This is a genomic window from Clostridioides sp. ZZV15-6598, assembly GCF_020657705.1.
In the GTDB taxonomy this organism is placed as follows: domain Bacteria; phylum Bacillota; class Clostridia; order Peptostreptococcales; family Peptostreptococcaceae; genus Clostridioides; species Clostridioides difficile_F.
Window position 1 is genome coordinate 27,532 of record NZ_JAGWCS010000018.1, and the last position, 24,198, is coordinate 51,729.

The following is a 24,198-nucleotide window of genomic DNA, read 5'->3' on the forward strand; positions in this document are numbered from 1 at the left end:
TGGTTAATCACAAATTAACTTGTTCTTCAATTTTTCAAACCATTCTATTTCAAAATTTGTTCTATCAATTCCAAATTGTAAAGTCAATAATTCAAAATCAATTATATCTTGAATATCTTTTTGTATGTTAGAATTCTCAGTAACTTTCAAAAAGTGGCTAAACTCTGTTTTATTTTTTTCTATATAAGCAATATATTGCAACTTTGCAGTATTGTTGTCCTGTTTTTTAATATTCTCCAATTGCTCTTTTTCTTTTTTGAGGTCAGCAAGATAAGATTCTATTAATGGTAATCTCTTTTTAGTCGGAACAAATCCCATAAAAAATAATTTACTTAGTTCCATATCCTTCATCTTGCCAGAAATCATGGCTGTCTGAACCCATTCTAAAAAACACTCTTTTCCTTCATTAGTTAAGGTATAAAATTTCTTATTCACACTATTTTCAACAAATTCTTCATATACTATCATCTTCTTCTCAAGTAATTTTTTTATTGCTGCTTGAATACTTCCCATACTGCTACTACACATAGAAGTAAAATTCATTTCTATAATGTTTCTAAGTTCATAAATTGTCAACTTCTTAATCATAAGTAACCCTAAAATAATTTTATCCATTTTTTCCCCCTATCTTTATTTGCTCTTTTTTATATTACTAATAGTAACATCTCTAATAGATAAAATCAATTATTAGAAATGTTAAGATAACATTTTTAAGTTTACAAACAACTAACTACTCTTACAACAAATTGACATAACATAAATTACACAAACAGTAAAAAAAGTATAGCTACTATTAGTAGTAGCTATACTCAATCAAGTTATGACTCTAGCATATAAATAATTATTCCATTAACTTATACTCCTAGTTTTAAATTAATATATTGAATACTAATCAAATTATTTATTAAAAACTTTAAAGTAGTTATTTACTAATTATATATAATCATATTTATTCTTATATCTATATATAAAGATGACTGTTAAAAATAAGGTTAAAGCCTCCGCAATTGGCACTGCTAACCATATTCCATTTATATCTATCAAACTTGGTAATATCAACAGACTGATAGTTATAAAACCAAATGTACGTAAAAAAGATAGTATTGCAGATATCTTTCCATTTGATAATGCGGTAAACATTGCTGATGTGAAAATATTGTATCCACAAAAAAGGAAACTAAAAGAAAATATATAAAATCCATACTTTGTAATATTATAAACATTGCTTCCTCTTGGAGAAAAAATTTCTACAATAGTTGGGGAGTGCAATATAGAAAATATAAATACAAGTAATGATGCTACTGAAATGAACAATATACAGATTTTAAAAATACGTTTCAGCTGAATACTGTTTCCACTTCCATGATTATAACTTATTACTGGAGCAACTCCCATTGAAAAACCTATATAAAGTGATGTTAAAAGAAATTGAGAGTAAATAATTATTGTAATAGCTGCAACTCCATCTTCACCAATCAATCTCATCATCATGACATTAAATAAAAAAGTAGTAACTGCTGTTGATAACTGACCCACCATCTCAGAAGAGCCATTAAAACAAATCTTAAATAATACTTTTTTATCTAATTTAGGTGTGCAAAATCTAAGTGCCCCTTTATTTTTCGAAAAGAAGACTATACCTGCAATAGTTGGAATTAAGTATCCAATACCAGTTGCAAGTGCTGCTCCACCAATACCCATTTGTAATGGTACAATAAACACATAATCTAGAATTATATTAGTACATCCCGCTCCAATCACTAACCATAATCCAAATTGAGGTTTACCAGCTGTTACAAATAGACTTTGAAATAATACCTGTAATATATTAGCAGAAGCAAAAATCAAGATAACAAAAAGATACGAGCGACAATATTGAATCAAAATGTCACTTGCTCCTAGCCATATAATAATATTGTCCATAAATATAAGACCTATACTGGTAATTAGTATTCCAATTATAACTCCAGATAATATAGTCAAAGTAAAGATTTTATTTGCTCCATCCATATCGCCATTCCCCATCTTGCAAGCTACAATAGCACTCCCTCCAGTAGCGAGCATGGTTCCAAGTCCAACAATAATATTAATAATAGGACAGACAATATTAATTGCAGATAAAGCATTTGTATCTACAAATCTAGATACAAATATAGTATCTACAATCGTATATAGTCCCATAAAAATCATCATGAATATAGTAGGAAGTGCAAATTTTAATAAAGAAAACAAATTAAATCTCTGTGCAAGTAAATTATCCTGCACATGAATATTATCTTCTTTTTGATTTTTAGAATATAATATATCACTCATTCACATCATTATTCTGTATATTAATTCTATTTAAAATAATACTTAAATTATTATGCATTTACAAACCTCCTTTCTGCATAAAAATTATATCTAATTATTTAAATAGAGTTTTAATATATCTTGCTATTATGATGTCATATACGATAAGGATAACACCTTAATCTTTAATCTAATTATTTTGCGTCTTTCAATCAATGCTGATATAAATTTTAGCTTCTATCGTCTAGTATCATATGAAACAGATTTATGAATAAGTACTTCTATAATACTACTAACATCTACTTTCAACTCTTTAGATAATAGATGTATTATTACTTCTTCAATAGCTGAGATACTTGCTATAACACAAATTATACTTGCAAGTAAATTTGTATTCATAATGTTATAAACTAATGGTAAACAGAATAACATAAACCCAGATAATTTATTTCCATATGTATGTAATATAGCAAATGTATTGTATTTACGAATCACTATAATTATTGATGTAATTCGAACAAGGACAACTATTAATATCCATAATACTATATACTTTGAAATATTTATTACTGGAAGCATAATAATAAACATTGATATTACGAAACATATATCAGCTATACTATCAAGCCTTGAACCAAGCTTACTTGCCATATTCATTTTTCTAGCTATATATCCATCAAGAAAATCACTTACTCCACACATAATATAGACTGTAAAAAATAAAGAAGAAAACATATCTATTTTGAGCAAAGCTATTGATAAAATAATTCTAAGTATAGTAATAATATTTGCTATATTTTTCATTCCTTGTCACCTCAAAACTGAAAACTTATTAACTACTTGCACTTTTATAATGTTTCATTCCTAATTTCCAAAATCTCCACATAAATACTGTAAACACAAATACAATACTAATTGAGTAGATTAACCCTTTTATTGTCAGTGTCCCAGACAAAATTTGAGTTGGTATTGTTGACATAATTCCATATGGTAAAATTAAATAAAATAGAAGTTTAAAAATACCTTCATAAATTACACCCGGAATTTTCATGTTCATTGGCAGTAAATTAGCTTCTAATCTCATTATAGCAGAGGATGATATAACAAAAAATGGAATTGTTCGGAATATAATACACACATCATAAAAAAGCAATGTCATCAATAACACCATACATGTATATGCTATTACCATAACAAAAGTTATTTCTGAGTTTAACTCAGATACTCCATATACAACTATAAGTATACTTGCCAAAATTAAAGGTGACGAACCGATATTAATATTCTCAAATGTCAATCTAAACAATGGGTCTATTGGCTTTGTAATATAATAATCTAATTCTCCCTCTTGAATTTTACGTGGAATATCATAAATTCCAAAACAGAAAATAGTCATGTTTATAGCATTTATCAATGAAAAAGTTCCTATAAATATTAGCATTTCTCCACTCTGCCAACCTCCTATTGAATCTACATGAGAATAAATCCCATTAAACATTAATAATTGTAATATAAATAATGAACTATCTACAAAAAATGCTCCAAAAAAATCAAATCTAAACACCATCATTTTTGATAATTTCATTTTTAGTAACATAAATATTATTTTAAAATTTTTTTTCATTATATCCCCACCCCATCAAATAGTGTTCTCATCCTCTTATAGACGATTTTATTTACTATAAAGAAGAATAAGACCCATAACGCTATAATAATCAGTCCTTGCACTGCCTCATTGCTATTTCTACCTATTAATAGCATAGATGGTAAATAGGTTGTGTAATAAAATGGAAAGAACTTCATAATAGTTACTACAACTTCTGGCAAAAGTACAAGTGGTATCATTGTTCCTGTAACAAACTCAGTTATATTATCGATTATCATTCTAAAAAAACCAATCTCTAGAAATTTAAATGATAAAATTCCAATAAAGAAATGAAGCTGCATCATAAAAATAAGCCCTAAGAAAATCATCAAAATTGAAATTAAAATCTGTATTGGATTTGATGTAAAGGCAAAATCTATTTTAAATATAAAAATCCATACAAAAGCAGAAATCATATTAAATACTAAGTAAAAAAAGGTCATTCCAAAATTTTTAGCAAAGAAATAATTTTGTGCATCAATTGGAATAATCATGTATTTTGAAAAGGTACCCAACTTTACACGATTACATATCTCCTCACTTGTACTTCTTGACATGTCAATACCTGATAAAAATGAACTTATTATATAATAAGACAACATTGAATTGAATGTAAAGCCAGAAACTATGTCATTTTCACCAAAAATTGCCTTCCACAAAATATAAGCAAATAAAATTTTTATAATAGTAAACATCATGTTAACTACTACATCAAACCTCCAAATAAGTTGTACTTTGAAATTAATTTTAGCTATTTCATAGTACTTTCTTATATTTTGTTTAGACCTATAAAACAATGATTGTCTTGAATATGCTTCATTATAGTTGTTCATAATACTCTTCACGTCCTTCTTTGTATATTCGTTCTACAACATTCCCTATATCTTCTTCTTCAATTGTTACATCCTCAACATCATACTTATCAAAAATCCATTTAACAGTTTCATTCCCCTTTTCTTTTGGAACAATTACTGATATTTTATGTTTTGTTTGCTCAATAACCTTACAGTCTTTTGGAAATAAAATTTTGGTTTCATCAGTAAAGCTAACTGTTATTTTCTTATATTTTGAAAATGATTAAATAATTCATCTGTAGAGCCATCATATATTTTATGACTATTTTCTATGACAATACTTCGGCTACAAAGGCTCTTAATATCCTCCATATAATGAGATGTAAGCATTATTGTAGTACCTTTTTTCTCATTTACTTCTTTCAGAAAATACCTAATTTGTTTTTGTGCCACTGCATCTAGACCTATTGTTGGTTCATCTAAAAATAAAATTTTAGGATTATGGAGAAGTGCTACAATAAGTTCCATTTTCATCCTTTCTCCTAAAGAAAGTGTTCTAACTTGAACATTTAGATAATCAGATACTTCAAACAACTCTATAAAGTAATCCAAATTCTTTTTATACTCTTCATCAGATATATCATATAGTTCCTTAAACAATAGAAATGTATCTGCTGGTGTCAATTCAAAAAATAGCTGACTTTTTTGCCCCATAACAACAGCATATTGTTTTTTAAAGTTGTTTTCTAATTTATTTGGATGATAACCCATAACAGAAATTTTTCCAGAGGATGGTGCAATAATTCCAGTCATCATCTTAACAAGAGTTGTTTTTCCAGCTCCATTTTGCCCTATTAATCCGACAAATTCTCCTTCCTCTATTTTTAAATCAAGGTATGATATAGCTGTTTTTTCTGTATATTTTCTATTAAATAAAGATTTTATGCTTCCCATAAGTCCTGGTTCTTTCTCAAATCTTCTATAAGATTTAGTCAGTTCATTAAGTTCAATAATACTCATTTTTATTGCCTCCATATCTTGTATTTTCTACAAAAAAAGTCCACAGGTATTTATATCTGCCTTTTTATGTGGTATACATCTTTACCTACACAAAAACAGAAAACTCCTGTGGACTAGAAAATTTAATCTTTTCTATTTCAACATAATTATATTCATAATAACACTATGTAAAATTAATAAAGGTGTAGCAGATTAAAGCCCACTACACCACAATTTAACAAAGTAATATATAATAATATTATTATTTGTTGTCATATGTTAGTTATCTATAAAGGCAGAGTAAGACACAACAATTAAATGTATCAAAAATACACTTAAAAATTCTGATTAAACAGAATACCTATGCGTCTCCAACTATTTATTTGTTGGTTACCATTATATATAACTCCGACATTAAGACACTCCTTTACTAATATTATTGTTGATATTTTACCATAAAGCTTTTTTATGTTCAAGTATAATTTAAGATACTCATATATTTAAATTTATCTTATTTTTTTACAATTGAAAATAATTTTCATTAATTTGTTTAAATGAAATTTAAAAATATATTATTTGCATTAGATATAATTACCCTATACTTACATCTTATAAAGTACACTATCATACAAATCAGATGCAATTTTTTTAATTCTATATTATAATATTGTCACAAGCGTCCAAATAAATAGTACTAACTAAAAGAATTATAAACTACAAATCTTAAGGGGTTACTCTATGGAAAATAATACAATACAAGAACAATTATGTGATTTATCAAAGAAAATCTGGCACATTTATATTTTAAATCCAGATGAGGATGGCTTACAATTTATCATTTCTTTATTAGAAGATAATTTTACATTGTTTGGAACAGGAAAACATGAATTCTATACATCATTAGAAAACTTCATTATAAATCTTGAAAAAGACCAAAAAGAATCAGAAGAAATAAATTTTAAAATTATAGATGAATGGTACTCATGTACTAAAGTTACAAATGAGACTTTCATAGTATATGGAACCCTATGGGTAATAGAGGAGGAGTACTTAGAAAGAGAAATCTATGTAGAAATGGATACTCGATTTACTATGGTATATAAAGTTATAGATGGTAAAATTACACTGCTCCATGTGCACCATTCTATTCCAAACTTTGATCAAGTAAAAGATGAATACTATCCTAAAACAATAACTGAAAAAGCAAAAGAAGCTCTAGCTATGGCTCATGAATTTAAGTTAAAATCAGAAAAAGACCTTATGACTGGATTATATAATCGTCATTTCTTTGAAGTACATATAAAAGAAATACTAGAAACTACTTCATGTGGGTATTTTTATATTTTTGATTTAGATAATTTTAAGCAAATAAATGATATATTTGGTCATATTAGAGGAGATGAAATATTAATACAATTTGCTAATGTTTTGACTAAAGTGTTTGCCAATGATGCTATTATTGGAAGACTTGGAGGAGATGAATTTGCTGTATTTGAATATATCAATCAGTCTAAGGAAGATGTTGAAAATAAGGCAAAAAAAGTTGCACAATTATGTTCTGATAGCAACTCTTGTTCTATAGGTATATCAAAACTAGAAAGTGACTTAGATACTTTTCAATCTTTATATAAACAATCTGACTATGCTCTATATTATACAAAACGAAACAATAAAGGGAGTTTTAGTTGGTTTTAGAACCAACTAATTTTAGATATATAAAATAACCTCCTAACTGGCATGTTATTGCTTTATTTTATCTTTATTTAAACTAATGCATATATAATTATACATCGATAGTAAAAAATCTGTTGGGGATTACAACCACACACGTCTTTTGTTGGATAATTAAATGCAATAACTGCTTTTTCAGCATTATTTGATGTATTTATAAATGAATACTAAAAAACATAAAAAACAGATAGAAACAGAGCCAATATACCACTATTACTCACAAATTTATCGGCTCTGTGTCTGTTCATCTGGCTCTCTGATAACTAAAACTTCAATAGGTTACCATAAAATAATTTTATGTTCAAGTATAATTTTACATACTCATATATTTAGATTTGTTTTATTTCTCTATTCTATAGAATTTAAGAGTCTTTTCAAACCTAATATTCACTCAATATTAATTTTTCATATTAAGTATTTTTTATATTTCTCCTTATAGTAATACATAAAGACAATAAAAATAATTCTATAAATTTGTTATTTCATAACATTGTTCCAAAAATATGATACAAGAACTACTCATTTTATTCAATCCATTTTCTTCTATTGGAAAATGTCCTGCACCTTCAAGCATAGTAATCTTTTTATTATCTGTTAATCGGTCAAAAAACAGTTTACTTAATGATACATCTGTCCAACAATCATTTTCAGGATGAACTAACAATACTGGACAATCATTAAAATTTTCTGGCTCTATACTAACAGAAGGGCTTAGCATCCCATATAAAAAAGATATTGTTACTCTACTTCCAGAAGATTTTTTATCTTTGATAAGAATTTTAGCTAAGTTTTTATTATTTACAATTTTTTTCATATTTCCCACTAGTTTAATGGGTATCTTGAAATTAGGAAATAACTTATTTGCTACAGGTAGGCATTTTTTACTTACTTTTCCTATGAGTGGTGAAATAGCTGTTTGTTCAATTACTATTGGAATACGTTGATCCAAAAAACAAGAAGCCATTAATGCATAGATATTTTTACAATTACATGCCACTTGATATGCTAAAAATCCACCTGCACTTAGTCCAAATAATGATATTTTTTCACCTTTATCTTGAAAGTAGTTAACCAAAAAAGTCCCACAATCAACCCATGTATCATAAGTAATTTTTAAAACATTTAATATTTCTGTATTTCCGTAAAGTGGCAAATCAGGGCAAATTACTTCATATCCTGCTTCTACTAAAGGTAGAGAAAGACTTGAAAGCAATCGCCCATTCCCACCAACCCCATGAAATACAATAACAGTACCCTTGTGATTATCAACTTTATAATGATCAATATGAATGTTTATTCCTTCCCATTTTATAAAATATTCGTTAGGTAAATTTTTTTCTCTTAACTGATTATTTAAAGGTAAATATGGTTGAACTAATTTCCATTCTGTTTGATTGTAATAATATTGCATATTTTACTATGCTCCTCTCATTTTAATTAATGATATTTTATTTTTAGACAATATTGTTATATTTGTCCAATTAATCCCATACAAAGTATGCGAAATATTTTAGAAAACTGTAAGTATGCTTCATATGAGTCTTCATACTCAATAAGTATGTATTTAATACAATCTATTAACATATTAATTATCATTTTAGAATAATGAAAATCATCTATGTTTAAATGCCATTTTAGATGATTACGTAAACTATTAATAATTCGTTCTTTGTAAACGATTAAATCAGTACTTTCTAGCTTAAGAAGAATAATCGTATTTTTATTTAGAAAATATTTAAATCCACTTTTTTCTAAAAAGTTATTTAAATCATCTAGATATAGTAAAGCCGATTCCTTGGTTAGCACTTTATTTTCTTCTAAACAGACATGTTTTGCTAGGTTTTTCTCAACTACATTAATGGTTGGCATTATTATAAATTTTAAAAGTTCTTCTTTATTAGGGTAGTAATGATACATATTTCCAATAGATGTATGAGCTTTTTTAGCTATAGTTCTCATAGAAGAATTTTCATAGCCTTTTTTTAAAAATTCATTTGTTGCAACTTCTGCAATTTTATTTTTTATTTCTTCTTTTTTTATCTGCATTTTTAGTAATCCTCCTAGAAATATCATACTTGCAGAGAATAATAATTACAATGTATGTTCATTATTAAAAAACAGAACTTTAATTTTGTTCATTATTGAATTGTAAAATAAATTTGCCACCGAAATCATATTATGGTGGCAAATCGGTGGCAAATAAAATATATTATTAATTTATAATCTATATAAGTGTTACTATTTCTTAATTATCTTAGCTACAGTTTCCACATGTGTAGAATGAGGGAACATATCTACAGGCTGTGCCTCAATACATTTAAATCCATGCATATTTAGATAATCCAAATCCCTTGCTAAAGTAGAAGGATTACAAGAAACATAAACAATCCTCTCAGGATTCATTGAAACAATGGTCTCTAAAACCTTTTCGTCACAGCCCTTTCTAGGTGGGTCTACAACTACAACATTAGCAGTCTTACCCTCACTATACATCTTAGGAACAACCTCTTCTGCCTTACCCACATAGAATTCAGCATTATGTATATTGTTTAACCTAGCATTTACCTTAGCATCTTTTATAGCATCTTCTATAATTTCTATTCCATAAACTTTTTTAGCCTTTTGTGCTAAAAATAGAGATATTGTACCTATTCCACAATAAATATCAAAAACAGTATCAGTATCCTTTAAATCTGCATATTCAAGAGCTTTATCATATAATACCTTAGTTTGTATAGGATTTACTTGGAAAAATGACAATGGAGAAATCTCAAATACTAAATCTCCTATATAATCATTTATTTTACCATCTCCATACACAACTATATTCTCTTTTCCAAGAATGGCATTTGTATTTTTTTCATTTATATTTACAACTAAAGTCTTAAACCCAGGTATGTTTTCTTCTAATACTGAAGCTAATTCTTTAAGATATGGGAGTCTATTTCCATTAGCAACTAATACAACCATTACTTCTTTAGTTGTAAATCCAATTTTTGTTACCAAATGTCTAATTACTCCAGTCTGAGTCTTTTCATCATATATGCTTACCTTATAAGCTCTTATATATGTTTTTATTATCTTAACAATTTTATCATTTAGTTCATGTTGTATTACGCATTTTTCTGTCGATATTACATCATGAGTCTTCTTCTTGTAAAAACCAATAATTGGAACTCCATTGTTCTTTTGTATTGGAAATTGAGCTTTATTTCTATATCTATATGGCTTCTTCATACCTACAGTATCATGAACTACCACATCATCCAACTTACCTATTCTTGTAAGCACTTGTTTAACTTCATTTGTTTTCATTTCAAGTTGTTTGTTATAGTCTAAATCTTGTATTTGGCACCCTCCACAATCTTTAAGATTGTCACTACACACTCTTTTTACTCTAAATGGAGACTTATCTATTATTTCAACAATGTCTCCTACAACATAATTTTTCTTGACCTTATTAATTTTAACTTTAACTTTATCTTGTATTAATCCGCCCTCTACAAAAACTGTAATACCATTGTACTTTCCAACGCCTACTCCACCTTGTCCAATGTCTACTATATCTACAATATACATCTCGTTTTTTGAAAGCATAAATCACCCTCCAATCACTATATTAAATTTAAATCCTTACAAATTTTTTTCTTTAAATTTATATTAAAATCTTGCTATTAACTAAACTATATTTTTTACTAAGCTACAATATTTTATTTTACCAAAAAAAAAGGAGCTTATAAAGCCCCTTGACAAAATAAATTTATTATTTTCTTATAAAACTCTAGTTGAACCTCTATATATTACACCTCTTGATGCATCTACTGTTACAACTTCTCCATCTTTTACTAGATTAGTTATATCATTTGCAGACACAATAACTGGTATATCTAAATTTATTCCTACAATAGCTGTATGCGATGTCATTCCACCATTTTCAGTTACTACAGCGCCTGCTTTTTCTATATAATTGTTCATTTCAGCATCAGTAGTTGTAGAAACTAATATATCTCCTTTATCGAAGTCTACACAAGTATCTCCATTTTTTATTATACGGACTTTACCTTCTACTGTTTGATTTCCTACACCTATACCTTGAACAATTTCTTCACTTATTACATGAACCTTTATTAAGTTAGTAGTTCCACTCACTCCTACTGGTACTCCAGCAGTTATAACCACTAGTTCTCCATTATCTATATAATCCGCTTGTCTAGCTGCCTCTATTGCCTTTTCTATAACTTCATCTGTATTTCCTGCAACAGAAGATTTAACTGGATAAACTCCCCATGTAAGAGCTAGTTTATTCATAGTTTTTTCATTATTTGTAGTAGCTATTATTGGAGATTTTGGTCTAAATTTAGACACCATTCTAGCAGTGTAACCTGAAGAAGTAGATGTTATTATAGCTGATGCATTTAAATCTACAGCTGTTGTACAAGTAGCATGACTTATTGCATCTGTTACTGTAACATTATTAGTACCATTTTCCTTTAACAATCTATCATAATCCAAAGTTTCTTCTGTTCTTTTTGCTATTGTAGCCATCATCTTTACAGCTTCTACAGGATATTTTCCAGCAGCAGTTTCTCCAGATAACATTATTGCATCTGTTCCATCATATATGGCATTAGCTACGTCTGTAACTTCTGCTCTTGTTGGTCTTGGATTTCTTATCATAGAATCAAGCATTTGAGTAGCAGTTACAACTGGTTTTGCTAATTCATTACATTTTTTTATCATCATTTTCTGAACTATTGGCATTTCTTCAGTAGGTATTTCAACACCTAAATCACCTCTAGCTACCATTATACCATCAGAAACTTTTAATATTTCATCTAAGTTTTCTACACCTTCTTGATTTTCTATCTTAGATATAATTTGTATATCAGTTGCATTGTTATTCTCTAAGATTTCTCTTATTGCTAGTACATCAGATGCTTTCCTTACAAATGAAGCAGCTATATAGTCTATACCTTGACTTATTCCAAATTCTATGTCGCTTATATCTTTAGGAGTTATTGCTGGTAGATTTATTTTTACACCAGGCACATTTACTCCTTTATGATTTTTTACTATTCCAGAATTCTCAACGATACACATTATATCTTCGCCATTTATTTCTTTTACTCTTAAACCAACTAAACCATCATCTATTAGTATAGAATCTCCTACTTTAACATCTTCAGCAAGACCCTTATAACTTACTGTACATATTTCTTTAGTTCCTACAACATCTTTCATAGTTATAGTAAATTTCTGTCCTTCTTCTAAAGATACCTCTGGGTCTGCAAAATTACCTGTTCTAATTTCTGGACCTTTAGTATCTAATAATATAGCAACTGGTTTATTTAGTTTTTCTCTAACTTTTTTCGCCATATCTATTCTTTCCTTGTGTTCTTCATGTGAACCATGGGAAAAGTTAAATCTGCACACATTTAGACCATTTTGCATAAGTTGAGTTAAAACTTCTTCACTTTGTGATGCTGGCCCTAGTGTACAAACAATTTTTGTTTTCTTTACATTATTTAACATATTTGCTCCTCCTGAAATATTATTTCACAGATTTATTTTAAATACTAAGATTTATATAGATAATATTTTTGCCATTTCATAAGCTTCTTTATCAAAAACTTTCTTTTGAGATAAAGCTTCACTTATTTCTAGGTCAATTATTTTATTTTCTTTTATTCCGACAACTCTAGCTGACTTTCCATCTAGTAATAATTCTACAGCTCTTACACCAAGTCTGCTTGCTAGTATTCTATCAAATACAGTTGGGCTTCCTCCTCTTTGAACATGACCTAATACAGTTACTCTTAAGTCCGCTCCTGATTCCTTTTTAAGCTCCTTCTCTAAATCGCTAGCACTTCCAACTCCTTCTGCCAACACAATTATACTGTGTCTCTTACCTCTTTTTTGAGTCGTCTTTAATCTTAAAGCAACTTCATCTACTTTAATCTCTACTTCTGGTACTATTATAGTTTCAGCTCCTCCTGCAAGACCTGCATATAAGGCTAAATCTCCACAGTGTCTTCCCATAACTTCTACTATATTAACTCTTTCATGAGATGATGATGTATCTCTTATTTTACCTATAGCATCTATAATAGTATTCATTGCAGTGTCAAATCCTATAGTATAATCTGTATATGCTAAGTCATTATCTATAGTTCCTGGTATACCTATAGCTGGAAATCCTAAGTCACTAAGTTTTTGAGCTCCTGTAAATGAACCGTCTCCTCCAATTACAACTAAGCAGTCAATTTTGTACTTTTTAAGAATTTTCACTGCCTTTAATCTACCTTCTTCTGTTTTGAATTCTTCACATCTAGAAGATTTTAATATAGTTCCTCCTCTGTGTATAATATCCCCAACAGAAGATAAGTTCATTTCAGTTAAATCTTCTTCTAATAATCCCTTATATCCTCTATTGATTCCATATACTTTGCATCCATAATATATTGCTGATCTTACAACCGCTCTAATTGCAGCATTCATTCCTGGAGCATCTCCTCCACTTGTTAGTAATCCTATAGTTTTCATTTTTTACCTCCTTGGATTTTATGTCAAATTTTATTATAATCATTCATATCATATCTTAATGGACTTTTTTCGTCCCTATATCATTTTTCAATCCCATCAAGACTAAAAAAATTAAATGTCCTTAAATGTCCATTTTGTGATATTATATCACAAAACGGACAATATTTTTCATATTATTATAATATATTTAGATTTTTATCCAAAAAATTAAGCTTTTATCTTTATGCTATCCCTAGGAAGTAATCTTTCTAAATTGTTTACAAATTCATCACATATAAAAGTCGATACTCCTGTCATTTTATATGCTTTTCGCTTACCATTTATATTTTCATCCATAGGATATAAGTATATACTGTCATTACCTGGATATTGCTTCGCTATTTCTATAATACTGTAAGTTGTATCTGTGTCAGACATACTATCTATTTTTAAATACAGTTTTTTTCCACTTTCTAATTTCACAGCTTGTACATTTTTAGTTCTTACTGAATTATATTTTTTAGCTTCAAAGTCAGTATTGTCTTTTATATCTTTTATTTCTCTAGCTATAAGTTTTGCATTTTCGCCTTCTTTTATACTTAATGTTCCTTTTACATAAATTATATTATCTTCATTCAAAATAACATTATATTTTTGTAATAACTGAGGAAAAACTATTATTTCTATAGCACCATATAAATCTTCCAACTCAATAAATGCCATAATTTCATTTCTTTTTGTGGTTTTTATCGTTTTATTTACAATCATCCCACCCATTATTGCATCTGTTTCATTCATTTGTATATATGATTCTTCATCCTCTTTTAATGAATTTAACTTTCCATTATCTATAGATGTTTTTTCCTGTAATTCTTTTTCAAATTGCGATAAAGGATGCCCACTTACATACATTCCCAGAACTTCTTTTTCAAGATTAAGTCTCTCTCTTTCTTCATATTCTGGTCTTTTAGGTAGATTATATATTTGTTGAAAGTCGCTATCTTCTTCACTATCTCCAAAAGCATCAAATAATGAAATCTGACCTTGAACATTTTTCTTTCTGTCCATAGATACACTTTCTAGTAAAGTTTCATAACCAGCCATCAAACTAGCTCTATTTTCACTTATATTATCAAAAGCTCCACATTTTATTAAACTTTCTATTACTCTCTTATTTGTATCTTTTTGGTCTAATCTCTTAACTAAATCAACTAAGTCTATAAATAATCCATTAGACTCTCTTTCATCAATTATATTGTTTATTATATTTACACCAACATTTTTTACAGCAGCCAGACCAAATCTTATGTTGTCACCTTCAACCGAGAATTTTGAAAAACTTTTATTTATGTCTGGTGGCAACACATCTATATCTAATGCTTTACATTCTCTTATATATTCAACTACCTTATCAGTATTTCCCATAACACTAGTTATTAAAGCTGCCATAAACTCAACAGGATAATATGTTTTTAAATAAGCTGTCTCATATGCTAAAACTCCATATGCAGCTGCATGTGATTTATTAAATGCATAACGAGCAAAATCTATCATGTCATCAAATATTTTATTGGCTATTTCCTCTTCTACACCATTTCTAACACATCCTGCGATTTCTATGTTGCCATCTTCATCAAATTTCCCATGAATAAAATATTGTCTTTCTTCTTCCATTACATCCATTTTTTTCTTACTCATGGCTCTTCTAACTAAGTCACTACGACCATAACTATATCCGCCTAAATCTCTAACAACCTGCATAACTTGTTCTTGATATACCAAACATCCATATGTAACTTCCATTATTGGTTTTAATTTCTCATGTAAGTATGTTACATTTTTGGGATTACTTTTATTTTTTATATATGCAGGTATAGAGTCCATCGGACCTGGTCTAAATAGAGATATCCCCGCTACAATATCTTCAAAATTATCTGGTTTCAGTTGTTTCATAAAACTCCTCATACCAGCACTTTCCAACTGAAACACTCCTAAAGTATTTCCAGATGAAAGCATTTCATATACCTTTGGATCATCATAGTCCATCTTTGAAAAATCTATATTTTCAGTGTAATTTTTTATTGTTCTATTCTTTTCTATTAAGTCAAGTGCATCTCTTATAACTGTAAGTGTTCTTAATCCAAGAAAGTCCATCTTTAAAAGACCAAGTTCTTCAAGTGTTGTCATAGTAAATTGAGTTGTAATTGCATCTTGATGCTTGTATAGAGGTACATACTCATCTACAGGATTCTTGGATATAACAACTCCTGCTGCATGAGTGGAAGCATGTCTTAACATTCCTTCTATTTGCTTTGATATATTGATTATCTCTTTTGTTTCAGGGTCTTGGTCATATAAATCCTTAAGATTTGGATTTGTATCTAATGCCTTATCTATCGTCATTCCTAAAGCAAATGGTATTTCTTTGGCTATTTTATCAACCTTATTGTAGCCTATATCTAATACTCTTCCGACATCTCTTATTGCAGCTTTTGCACCCATTGTTCCAAAAGTTATTATTTGTGCAACATGGTCATCACCATATTTTCGTTTTACATAGTCTATAACTTCTTCTCTTCTCTCATAGCAAAAATCTATATCTATATCTGGCATAGATATACGTTCTGGATTTAGAAAACGTTCAAATAGGAGAGAATATTTTATTGGGTCTATATCAGTTATCTTAAGTGTATACGCTACTATTGAACCTGCTGCACTACCTCTACCTGGTCCTACTATAATATTATTTTCTTTAGAAAAATTTATAAAGTCCCAAACTATTAAAAAGTATTCCACATAACCCATTTTTTCAATTACATCTAATTCATAATTTAATCTATCTAGTATCTCACTATCAGGATTATCATATCTCTCTTTTAATCCATTAAAACACAATTCTCTTAAATAAGTTTCTGGTGTATATCCATCTGGAACATCATATTTAGGAAGATGTATAGTATTAAAATCAAACTCTACATTACACATATCAGCTATTTTTACAGTATTATCAATAGCCTCTAGTGCATATGGGAATAACTCTTCCATCTCTTCTCTTGATTTCAGATAAAACTCATCACTTCCAAATCTCATTCTATTTGGGTCATTTACTGTTTTACCCATTTGAATACACATAAGAACATCATGTATTTTTGAATCTTCTTTATTTACATAGTGAACATCATTAGTAGCAACTAATGGGATACCAGTCTCTTTTGATAATTTCACCAACCCAGAATTCACTTCTCTCTGTTCTGGTAAATTATGGTCTTGAATTTCTAAGAAGAAATTTTCTTCACCAAATATATCTCTGTAATCAATGGCAAACTTTTTTGCTTTTTCATAATTTCTATTCATCAAAGCACGTGCAACATCTCCTGCAAGACATGCAGAAAGTGCTATAATCCCATCACAATGCTTTCTAAGTTCTTCCATATCGACTCTAGGCTTATAGTAAAAGCCTTCTACATATGAAGTCGAGACTATTTTTATCAAATTTTTATAGCCTTCCATATTCTTAGCTAACAAAACTAAATGTCCTTGATATTTATCATAATTAGGGTCTTTATCTCTTAATCCACGTGCAGCTGTATAAACTTCACACCCTATAATTGGTTTTATTCCTTCTTCTATAGCTGTTTTATAAAAATCTATAACACCAAACATACAGCCATGGTCAGTAATAGCAATTGAACTCATATTTAATTCTTTAGCTCTTTTTATAAGTTTTTTCACCCTCGAAAATCCATCAAGTAAACTATACTCAGTATGTACATGAAGATGAGCAAAATCTTTTTCCATTAAATCACCTCCTGTTTTATAAATTTAATTTTACCACAAATATATGTCTTAAAACAAAAACAGAGACTTTTATCTCAAAATAGGAATTAACTTCCACCTATAGCCCTATATGTTGAAATTAATTCTTATTTTGAGATTGTCCCCTCAAATTTATTATAATGATTTTTTTTTCAAGTCTGTTGCGATTTCTTCTATTTTTCTAAGTCTATGATTGACACCAGATTTTCCTATTGGCGGGTCTAACATCTCTCCAAGCTCCTTGAGAGTCATATCTTCATACTCAATTCTAATCTTGGCTATTTCTTGTAAATTTTCTGGTAAGCTACTAATCCCTATAGTTTCTTGTATTAGTCTAATATTTTCTACTTGTCTTACGGCTGCATTTACTGTTTTAGAAAGGTTAGCTGTCTCGCAATTCACTATTCTGTTTACATTATTTCTCATTTCTTTTACTATTTTAGTATTTTGGAGACTTAAAAGAGCGTGGTGTCCTCCTATAATACTTAACAAATCTGATATTTGTTCACTCTCTTTAAGATAAACAACATAGTTATTTTTTCTAGCCACAATTTTACTATTAAAGCCTAAAGAATTTATAAGTTCTTTTAATGACTCTGCAAAATCCTCATTGTTAGTTACAAATTCCATATGATAGTTTTTTTCTGGGTCACTTATAGAACCTCCACCAAGAAAAGCTCCTCTTATAAAGGCTCTTTTACATGCCTCATGTTTAACCAAACTTTCTGGAACTCTATTTATAGTAAAAAATCCCTCTTTTTCTTCCAATACACCTAACTTTTTTAATAACATTTCTGAACCCATTTCATTTGTTACCATTAACACATAACTATTATTTCTCTTTAACATTTGATTTTTATTTACAGAAATTGTCGTATTTATGCTGAAATTCTTTTTTAATAACTTAAAGACTTTACGGGCTATTGAGTTTAATTCTGTTGTTATTTTTAAATTTAGTTTTTTATATCCAACAATTTGTATACTTCCCCCTGATTTAACTAGAGCTGACAGTTCAGCTATATTACAACATTCATTCTCAGATACAATTCTCGCTAGTTCATTTTTGGTTTCAGTTGAAAAAGACATATATATCACCCATTAACTAATTTTTCTTTAACCTTTTTTTTATTTCTTGTAAGGCAACCTTTATTATCTCCTTTTCATCATCATACCTAGCTAGGTCTACCACTCTATCTAGATGGATAAATTTAGCATCAATAAAGCCTTCCTCTTTTTGTGGAATAGTATCCATATTTTTCGCTTGCATTAAATACCAAAAAACTGTTTTATGAACTGCTCTATTTTCATCCCAGTTTTCTTTGAATGTATAGTGTATTTCACCTAAATATTTCAATATATCTGCTTTTACTCCAGTTTCTTCACTTACTTCACGTAACGCTGCCTCTTGGTTATTTTCCCCTTCTTCTACTTTTCCTTTGGGTAGCACCCAATCTCCATTGAACTTCCTTAGTAAAAGAATCGTATTGCCAAACAGGACCACACCACCAGCACTAACCTCTTCTCTCATCGATGTTCACTCCTTAAAACTAACATAATGATAAGGATTTCTACACTTTTTTTTAAAATCCTTTTTTACTAACTTTTGTTGTAATTATGATTTAGGGCTAACTCAATAACTATGTTAGATATATATTTTGCATCATGTCTTATATAATTATTTTTTATTTCAATTAAATTTTTTTCTACAGTTTTTATACCCATCTCTTTTAGCTTATCTTTTTGTTTTTTATCTAGTAAAACCTGTTCTGCTCCATCTTGTTTATATAAATCAAGCATTCCTTCTGGCAATATTTCGTTATTTGCTATCACATAATCTATCAAATTATTGTCAGTATGCTTTATTATCGCATTAACATGTTCTAATACATTATATCCTTCTGTTTCCCCTGGCTGAGTCATTATATTTGATATATACACTTTTGGTGCTAGAGAGGCTTTAATAGCGTCTACAACACCATCTACAAGTAGATTTGGTATTATACTCGTATATAAGCTTCCAGGACCCATAATTATAATATCAGCATCATAAATAGATGCAATAACATCTCCTAATGGTTTAACATCTTTAGGATTTAAGAAAATTTCATCAATAGAGCTTTTTTGATTTTTTGATTCTTCAGGTATACTAGATTCACCATTTATTATTTCACCATTTTTTAATTTAGCAACTAAGTTTACATCTTCTAGTGTTACTGGCAAGACCCTACCTGTTATAGCAAAAATCTCACTTAATTTATACACAGCTTTTTCAAAGTTTCCATATAATCCATTCATAGCAGCTAAAAATAGATTTCCAAAGCTTTGGCCTTTTAAAAGTCCTTCTGTAAACCTATATTGCATAACTTCATTCATAGTTGGTTCTATATTTGCAAGTGCTAATAGGCAATTTCTTATATCTCCTGGTGGAAGCATTCCTAAGTCTTCTCTTAATACTCCTGAACCTCCACCATCATCAGCAACAGTGACAATTGCAGTTATATTCTGTGTAGAATGTTTAAGCCCCCTTAGAAACACTGATTGACCAGTTCCTCCACCTATTACTACTACATTGGGGTCTCTATTTTCAATAACAGACCTCTGAAATAACCTTACTTTTTCATTTTTTGCTTTCTTATATATAAATAACGATACAATTAATGCAATCCAACCTAAAATTCCTACAATAATAAGTAATTTAGCCATGTTTGCCTCCATTATCGTAACATAGAGTCTCTGTGTTTTTTTACAACTCTATATCCTTTATTAGATAAATCCTCCGCTATAAGATTTGTTATAGTAACTGACCTATGTCTGCCACCTGTGCATCCCACACCAATTACTAAATGTTGTTTTCCTTCTTCTATATATTGAGGTACTAAGAAATGAATCATATCTAAAAGTTTTACATAAAATTCTTCACTAATTTTAGAATTCATGACATAATCTCTAACTTCTTTATCATCACCAGTTTTAGATCTCAATTCTTCAACATAATAGGGATTAGGAAGAAATCTTACATCGAATACTAAATCTGCGTCAGCAAGTATACCATGTTTAAATCCAAAAGATACTACAGATATAGTTAGATTAGGATTTTCTTCACCAGAAGAGTATATTTTCTTTATTTCTTCCTTAAGGTCTTTCGGTTTCATATTAGTTGTGTCAATTATGCATGTAGAAAATTCCTTTAAAGGCTCCATTATTTTTCTTTCCATTTTTATACCTTCTGGAATTTGCATGTCTTTCGCCAATGGGTGATTTCTTCTTGTCATTTTATATCTCTTTAATAATACATCATCATCACAATCTAAATAAACCATTTCATATTCATAATTTTCTTTTTCCAAGTAGTTTAAACTCTCATGAAGAGCTTCAAAAAACTTTCTTCCTCTTATATCTATACCTAGAGCAACTTTATCAATACTTGAATTTGGTTGATAACATAATTCTGCAAATTTAGTTATCAAAGCAGGAGGTAGATTATCTACACAATAAAATCCCATATCCTCTAAAGCTCTCATTGTTTCACTTTTTCCAGACCCTGAAAGACCTGTAACTATAACAAATTTCATTGCTAACTCCTCCTTTTTATCTTTGGTTATTACAGTATAATATTTTCTACTAATGATATATTCATATTTGAATCATATACAGCTTTCATCGCTCGTTTAAAATCACCCACTCTTTCTGGGCAATGTGCATCTGACCCTATTATAAATTTATTTCCTATTTCTTTTATTTCGTTGATTTGTTTTACATTTAAAAAAGAATGGCTACTATTTATTTCAAGCCTCGTATCTGTCTTTTTTGCTACCTTTGCTATTTCTTCTATATATACATCACCTTTATCACCAGGATGCGTAATTACAAAAATATCATTATTGTTCATTGCATTTATTACAGCTTTTGTATTATACTCTTTTGCTTTTTCAGTTTTAAAAATATAGTTATTACAATGATTTAATAAACTTCCAAATGATGTGGGAGTAGAACCAAAATGGTATCCAGCCATAATATAGTCAAGTTCTTTTATAAATTTGTCATCCATATCTATATTACCTTTATCATCTAATATGTTACACTCCATACCCAAAAGTATATTTATATCACTATATTTATCATTCAAAGAATTTACTTCTTCTCTCATTTTATGAATATCTTTCGTCTTTACACCATATGCAATATGTTTGTAACTATGGTCTGATATTCCTATTGTCTTTATCCCTTTAGAAATGGCCACCTTTACATTATCTTCAATAGTTCCCTTACCATGACTATATAATGTATGTGTATGATAATCAGCCAATATTTTCATTTGTTAATCCTCTCCAAGTATTTTGACTTCTTCTTCCAACATAACTCCAAACTTGGCATATACAGCACTTTTTATAACATATATTAAATCTAAAATATCTTTAGCACTTGCTTCTCCTAAATTAACCACAAATCCACAATGCTTATCAGATACTTGAGCACCTCTCAAAGTAAGTCCTCTTAGTCCAGTTTCTTCTATTAACTTCCCTGCAAAATATCCTGTTGGTCTTTTAAATGTACTTCCTGCACTAGCAAAATTTAATGGTTGCTTAGTTGTTCTTCTTGTTGTTAAGTCATCCATTAAACTTTTTATTTCATCATAATTTCCTTTTTGCAAATCTATTTCTGCTGATAAAGCTATATATCCATTTTTCGCTATTATACTTTTTCTATACCCAAATTCCATCTGTTCATTTGACAGTTCAAAGATATTTCCTTCCATATCTATTAATCTTACTGATTTTACTATATCTTTCATTTCACCACCATATGCTCCTGCATTCATGGCTAATGCTCCACCTAATGTTCCAGGTATACCTGAGGCAAACTCAAATCCTTTTAATTCGTGTTTTTGAAGAGCTTTACCTAAAACAGATAATAAAGCTCCTGACTGAGCAATTATTTTAGTGTCCTTTATCTCATAAGAATTAAAGTTGTCTGCAAGTTCTATTACTATGCCTCTTATTCCACCATCTTTAATTAGAATATTTGAACCATTTCCAATTATTAAATATGGAATAGATTCTTTTTTCACTAACTGAAGTACATTTTTTAACTGCTCTTCAGTTCTAGGTCTAACCAATATATCTGCTGGTCCTCCCACTCTAAATGAGATATGTTTTTTCATAGGTTCATCTATTTTTATATCATCTTTGCTTAATATATTTAATAAATTTTCATATATATCTTGATTATTCATTGTATTTCCTCCCAAATTATACTAAACTTCAGTTGTCATTATTATCTAAATTATATTAATATATAGTATTAACTATATTCAATAATATATGATTTTGCTTATCATACAGATTTCATATTTTTAAGTTTTTTAATTCCAAACTATATTCAATAAATATATAATAAAGTAAAAAAAAAAAAATAACAACATATAAAAGAACATAAATAATTTAAAAAAAGCATCAATATCGCTGATATCAATGCTTTAAAAGGCTATTTAATTCGTATTATTTATCTAACTATTTTTCACATAGCAAAGATAATAAATTCCCCCAACTATTATAGAACCTCCAACTACATTTCCAAGCGTTACAAATACCAAATTAGTTATTAATTGAACCATAGTAATGTCTGCTCCTAATACCATTCCCATTGGTATAAAAAACATATTTGCAACACTATGTTGGAATCCACATAACACAAATAACATTATTACTGCCCAACATGAAGCTAACTTAGATACTATGTCTTGAGATGCTGTAGCCATCCATACAGCTAAAACGACTAAAATGTTACAAAGTATTGCTTTTAAAAACATTGAAACTATCGTTGAATTAACTTTAGCTTCTGCTACAGCTATTGCTTTTGTAGCTGCATCCCCTGTTAATGTAGAAGAATAGTATACAAGCGCCACTAAAAGGAGTGAACCTACTAGATTTGCAAAATAAACTAGTCCCCAGTTTCTTAGCATTTTTCCTAATGTTATTTTTTTGTCCATAAGTGGAATAAGCATTAAAGTATTTCCTGTGAATAACTCTGCCCCTGCTACCACTACAAGCATAAGACCTACTGGAAATACCATAGCACTTAAAAAGCTAGCTACTCCTGGGTCTATTTTGCCAAAAGTTTGACTAACTATCATGCTTCCCAATGCCCCAAAACCTATAAATGCTCCTCCAAATAAACCTAATAAAATTGCATTTTGTGTTGAAATGTTTGCTTTTTTAATGCCTGCACTTATAGTTGCTTGTGCAGTTTCCCCAGGTGTCAAGAATCCTTTACTCATAAATCCTTCCCCCTTAAAAATTATACTTTTCCTTGTCTTTTTATGGCAATAATTATATAATAACAATATGATATATAATAAATTTTATTAATATAAAAAATATTCTATATGCTTATATATAC

General features: G+C 28.9%; 20 protein-coding genes. 1 reads left to right on the top strand and 19 read right to left on the bottom strand.

The genetic code is table 11. The features are described from left to right. Nucleotides 1–3 precede the first annotated feature (3 nt). The 6 genes from KGF50_RS05545 to KGF50_RS05570 all read right to left on the bottom strand — a co-directional run bounded on the left by KGF50_RS05545 (nt 4) and on the right by KGF50_RS05570 (nt 5,751). On the bottom strand, nt 4–615 hold the full coding sequence (locus tag KGF50_RS05545; RefSeq protein WP_227847173.1) for a helix-turn-helix transcriptional regulator: 612 nt from the start codon (nt 613–615) through the stop codon (nt 4–6). 318 nt (nt 616–933) lie between these two features. Next, nucleotides 934–2,313, bottom strand: a complete 1,380-nt coding sequence (locus KGF50_RS05550; protein ID WP_227847174.1) for an MATE family efflux transporter — start codon at nt 2,311–2,313, stop codon at nt 934–936. Between the two features lie 216 nt (nt 2,314–2,529). Next, complete coding sequence (locus KGF50_RS05555) at nt 2,530–3,096, bottom strand: CDP-alcohol phosphatidyltransferase family protein (RefSeq protein WP_227847175.1); 567 nt, start codon at nt 3,094–3,096, stop codon at nt 2,530–2,532. A gap of 28 nt (nt 3,097–3,124) precedes the next feature. Continuing rightward, the gene (locus tag KGF50_RS05560; protein WP_227847176.1) at nt 3,125–3,916 is read right to left on the bottom strand and encodes an ABC-2 family transporter protein; all 792 of its coding nucleotides are present in this window, start codon (nt 3,914–3,916) and stop codon (nt 3,125–3,127) included. Continuing rightward, a complete protein-coding gene (locus KGF50_RS05565; RefSeq protein WP_227847177.1) occupies nt 3,916–4,770 on the bottom strand; it encodes an ABC-2 family transporter protein in 855 nt (284 codons plus the stop codon). The genes KGF50_RS05560 and KGF50_RS05565 overlap by 1 nt, the downstream gene beginning before the upstream one ends. A gap of 219 nt (nt 4,771–4,989) precedes the next feature. Continuing rightward, nucleotides 4,990–5,751: an ABC transporter ATP-binding protein gene (locus KGF50_RS05570; RefSeq protein WP_413926793.1), complete on the bottom strand. Its 762-nt coding sequence runs from the start codon at nt 5,749–5,751 to the stop codon at nt 4,990–4,992. A gap of 717 nt (nt 5,752–6,468) precedes the next feature. On the opposite strand from KGF50_RS05570, the gene KGF50_RS05575 reads away from it, so the two are divergent. Then, nucleotides 6,469–7,425, top strand: a complete 957-nt coding sequence (locus KGF50_RS05575) for a GGDEF domain-containing protein (RefSeq protein WP_227847178.1) — start codon at nt 6,469–6,471, stop codon at nt 7,423–7,425. Between the two features lie 502 nt (nt 7,426–7,927). On the opposite strand, the gene KGF50_RS05580 is transcribed toward KGF50_RS05575, so the two are convergent. The 13 genes from KGF50_RS05580 to KGF50_RS05640 all read right to left on the bottom strand — a co-directional run bounded on the left by KGF50_RS05580 (nt 7,928) and on the right by KGF50_RS05640 (nt 24,076). After that, nucleotides 7,928–8,872, bottom strand: a complete 945-nt coding sequence (locus tag KGF50_RS05580) for an alpha/beta fold hydrolase (protein ID WP_227847179.1) — start codon at nt 8,870–8,872, stop codon at nt 7,928–7,930. A 56-nt stretch (nt 8,873–8,928) separates the two neighbouring features. After that, nucleotides 8,929–9,507 (bottom strand): TetR/AcrR family transcriptional regulator, encoded by a 579-nt coding sequence (locus KGF50_RS05585; protein WP_227847180.1) that lies wholly within the window; start codon nt 9,505–9,507, stop codon nt 8,929–8,931. A 192-nt stretch (nt 9,508–9,699) separates the two neighbouring features. After that, complete coding sequence (gene rlmD / locus KGF50_RS05590) at nt 9,700–11,058, bottom strand: 23S rRNA (uracil(1939)-C(5))-methyltransferase RlmD (protein ID WP_227847181.1); 1,359 nt, start codon at nt 11,056–11,058, stop codon at nt 9,700–9,702. A 174-nt stretch (nt 11,059–11,232) separates the two neighbouring features. After that, complete coding sequence (gene pyk, locus KGF50_RS05595; RefSeq protein WP_227847182.1) at nt 11,233–12,993, bottom strand: pyruvate kinase; 1,761 nt, start codon at nt 12,991–12,993, stop codon at nt 11,233–11,235. Nucleotides 12,994–13,044: 51 nt separating this feature from the next. Further along, nucleotides 13,045–14,004 (bottom strand): 6-phosphofructokinase, encoded by a 960-nt coding sequence (pfkA, locus tag KGF50_RS05600; RefSeq protein WP_227830027.1) that lies wholly within the window; start codon nt 14,002–14,004, stop codon nt 13,045–13,047. Between the two features lie 207 nt (nt 14,005–14,211). Then, nucleotides 14,212–17,781, bottom strand: a complete 3,570-nt coding sequence (locus tag KGF50_RS05605; protein WP_227847183.1) for a DNA polymerase III subunit alpha — start codon at nt 17,779–17,781, stop codon at nt 14,212–14,214. Between the two features lie 153 nt (nt 17,782–17,934). Beyond that, a complete protein-coding gene (gene whiA / locus KGF50_RS05610; protein ID WP_227847184.1) occupies nt 17,935–18,885 on the bottom strand; it encodes a DNA-binding protein WhiA in 951 nt (316 codons plus the stop codon). Nucleotides 18,886–18,901: 16 nt separating this feature from the next. Then, complete coding sequence (locus KGF50_RS05615) at nt 18,902–19,327, bottom strand: NUDIX hydrolase (protein ID WP_003416968.1); 426 nt, start codon at nt 19,325–19,327, stop codon at nt 18,902–18,904. Between the two features lie 68 nt (nt 19,328–19,395). After that, nucleotides 19,396–20,502: a gluconeogenesis factor YvcK family protein gene (locus KGF50_RS05620; protein WP_227847185.1), complete on the bottom strand. Its 1,107-nt coding sequence runs from the start codon at nt 20,500–20,502 to the stop codon at nt 19,396–19,398. An 11-nt stretch (nt 20,503–20,513) separates the two neighbouring features. Continuing rightward, nucleotides 20,514–21,371, bottom strand: a complete 858-nt coding sequence (gene rapZ / locus KGF50_RS05625) for an RNase adapter RapZ (protein ID WP_227847186.1) — start codon at nt 21,369–21,371, stop codon at nt 20,514–20,516. Nucleotides 21,372–21,400: 29 nt separating this feature from the next. Then, entirely contained in the window at nt 21,401–22,114 is a 714-nt protein-coding gene (locus KGF50_RS05630) for a PHP domain-containing protein (protein ID WP_227847187.1), read from the bottom strand. Between the two features lie 3 nt (nt 22,115–22,117). After that, entirely contained in the window at nt 22,118–23,032 is a 915-nt protein-coding gene (gene murB, locus KGF50_RS05635) for a UDP-N-acetylmuramate dehydrogenase (RefSeq protein WP_227847188.1), read from the bottom strand. Between the two features lie 273 nt (nt 23,033–23,305). Continuing rightward, the gene (locus tag KGF50_RS05640; RefSeq protein WP_227847189.1) at nt 23,306–24,076 is read right to left on the bottom strand and encodes a formate/nitrite transporter family protein; all 771 of its coding nucleotides are present in this window, start codon (nt 24,074–24,076) and stop codon (nt 23,306–23,308) included. Nucleotides 24,077–24,198: the final 122 nt, after the last annotated feature.

Excerpts from the sequence above, each read along its gene's own strand:
- KGF50_RS05545 (WP_227847173.1), bottom strand. The coding sequence starts at position 615 with ATGGATAAAATTATTTTAGGGTTACTTATGATTAAGAAGTTGACAATT.
- KGF50_RS05550 (WP_227847174.1), bottom strand. The coding sequence starts at position 2,313 with ATGAGTGATATATTATATTCTAAAAATCAAAAAGAAGATAATATTCAT.
- KGF50_RS05555 (WP_227847175.1), bottom strand. The coding sequence starts at position 3,096 with ATGAAAAATATAGCAAATATTATTACTATACTTAGAATTATTTTATCA.
- KGF50_RS05560 (WP_227847176.1), bottom strand. The coding sequence starts at position 3,916 with ATGAAAAAAAATTTTAAAATAATATTTATGTTACTAAAAATGAAATTA.
- KGF50_RS05565 (WP_227847177.1), bottom strand. The coding sequence starts at position 4,770 with ATGAACAACTATAATGAAGCATATTCAAGACAATCATTGTTTTATAGG.
- KGF50_RS05570 (WP_413926793.1), bottom strand. The coding sequence starts at position 5,751 with ATGAGTATTATTGAACTTAATGAACTGACTAAATCTTATAGAAGATTT.
- KGF50_RS05575 (WP_227847178.1), top strand. The coding sequence starts at position 6,469 with ATGGAAAATAATACAATACAAGAACAATTATGTGATTTATCAAAGAAA.
- KGF50_RS05580 (WP_227847179.1), bottom strand. The coding sequence starts at position 8,872 with ATGCAATATTATTACAATCAAACAGAATGGAAATTAGTTCAACCATAT.
- KGF50_RS05585 (WP_227847180.1), bottom strand. The coding sequence starts at position 9,507 with ATGCAGATAAAAAAAGAAGAAATAAAAAATAAAATTGCAGAAGTTGCA.
- rlmD (WP_227847181.1), bottom strand. The coding sequence starts at position 11,058 with ATGCTTTCAAAAAACGAGATGTATATTGTAGATATAGTAGACATTGGA.
- pyk (WP_227847182.1), bottom strand. The coding sequence starts at position 12,993 with ATGTTAAATAATGTAAAGAAAACAAAAATTGTTTGTACACTAGGGCCA.
- pfkA (WP_227830027.1), bottom strand. The coding sequence starts at position 14,004 with ATGAAAACTATAGGATTACTAACAAGTGGAGGAGATGCTCCAGGAATG.
- KGF50_RS05605 (WP_227847183.1), bottom strand. The coding sequence starts at position 17,781 with ATGGAAAAAGATTTTGCTCATCTTCATGTACATACTGAGTATAGTTTA.
- whiA (WP_227847184.1), bottom strand. The coding sequence starts at position 18,885 with ATGTCTTTTTCAACTGAAACCAAAAATGAACTAGCGAGAATTGTATCT.
- KGF50_RS05615 (WP_003416968.1), bottom strand. The coding sequence starts at position 19,327 with ATGAGAGAAGAGGTTAGTGCTGGTGGTGTGGTCCTGTTTGGCAATACG.
- KGF50_RS05620 (WP_227847185.1), bottom strand. The coding sequence starts at position 20,502 with ATGGCTAAATTACTTATTATTGTAGGAATTTTAGGTTGGATTGCATTA.
- rapZ (WP_227847186.1), bottom strand. The coding sequence starts at position 21,371 with ATGAAATTTGTTATAGTTACAGGTCTTTCAGGGTCTGGAAAAAGTGAA.
- KGF50_RS05630 (WP_227847187.1), bottom strand. The coding sequence starts at position 22,114 with ATGAAAATATTGGCTGATTATCATACACATACATTATATAGTCATGGT.
- murB (WP_227847188.1), bottom strand. The coding sequence starts at position 23,032 with ATGAATAATCAAGATATATATGAAAATTTATTAAATATATTAAGCAAA.
- KGF50_RS05640 (WP_227847189.1), bottom strand. The coding sequence starts at position 24,076 with ATGAGTAAAGGATTCTTGACACCTGGGGAAACTGCACAAGCAACTATA.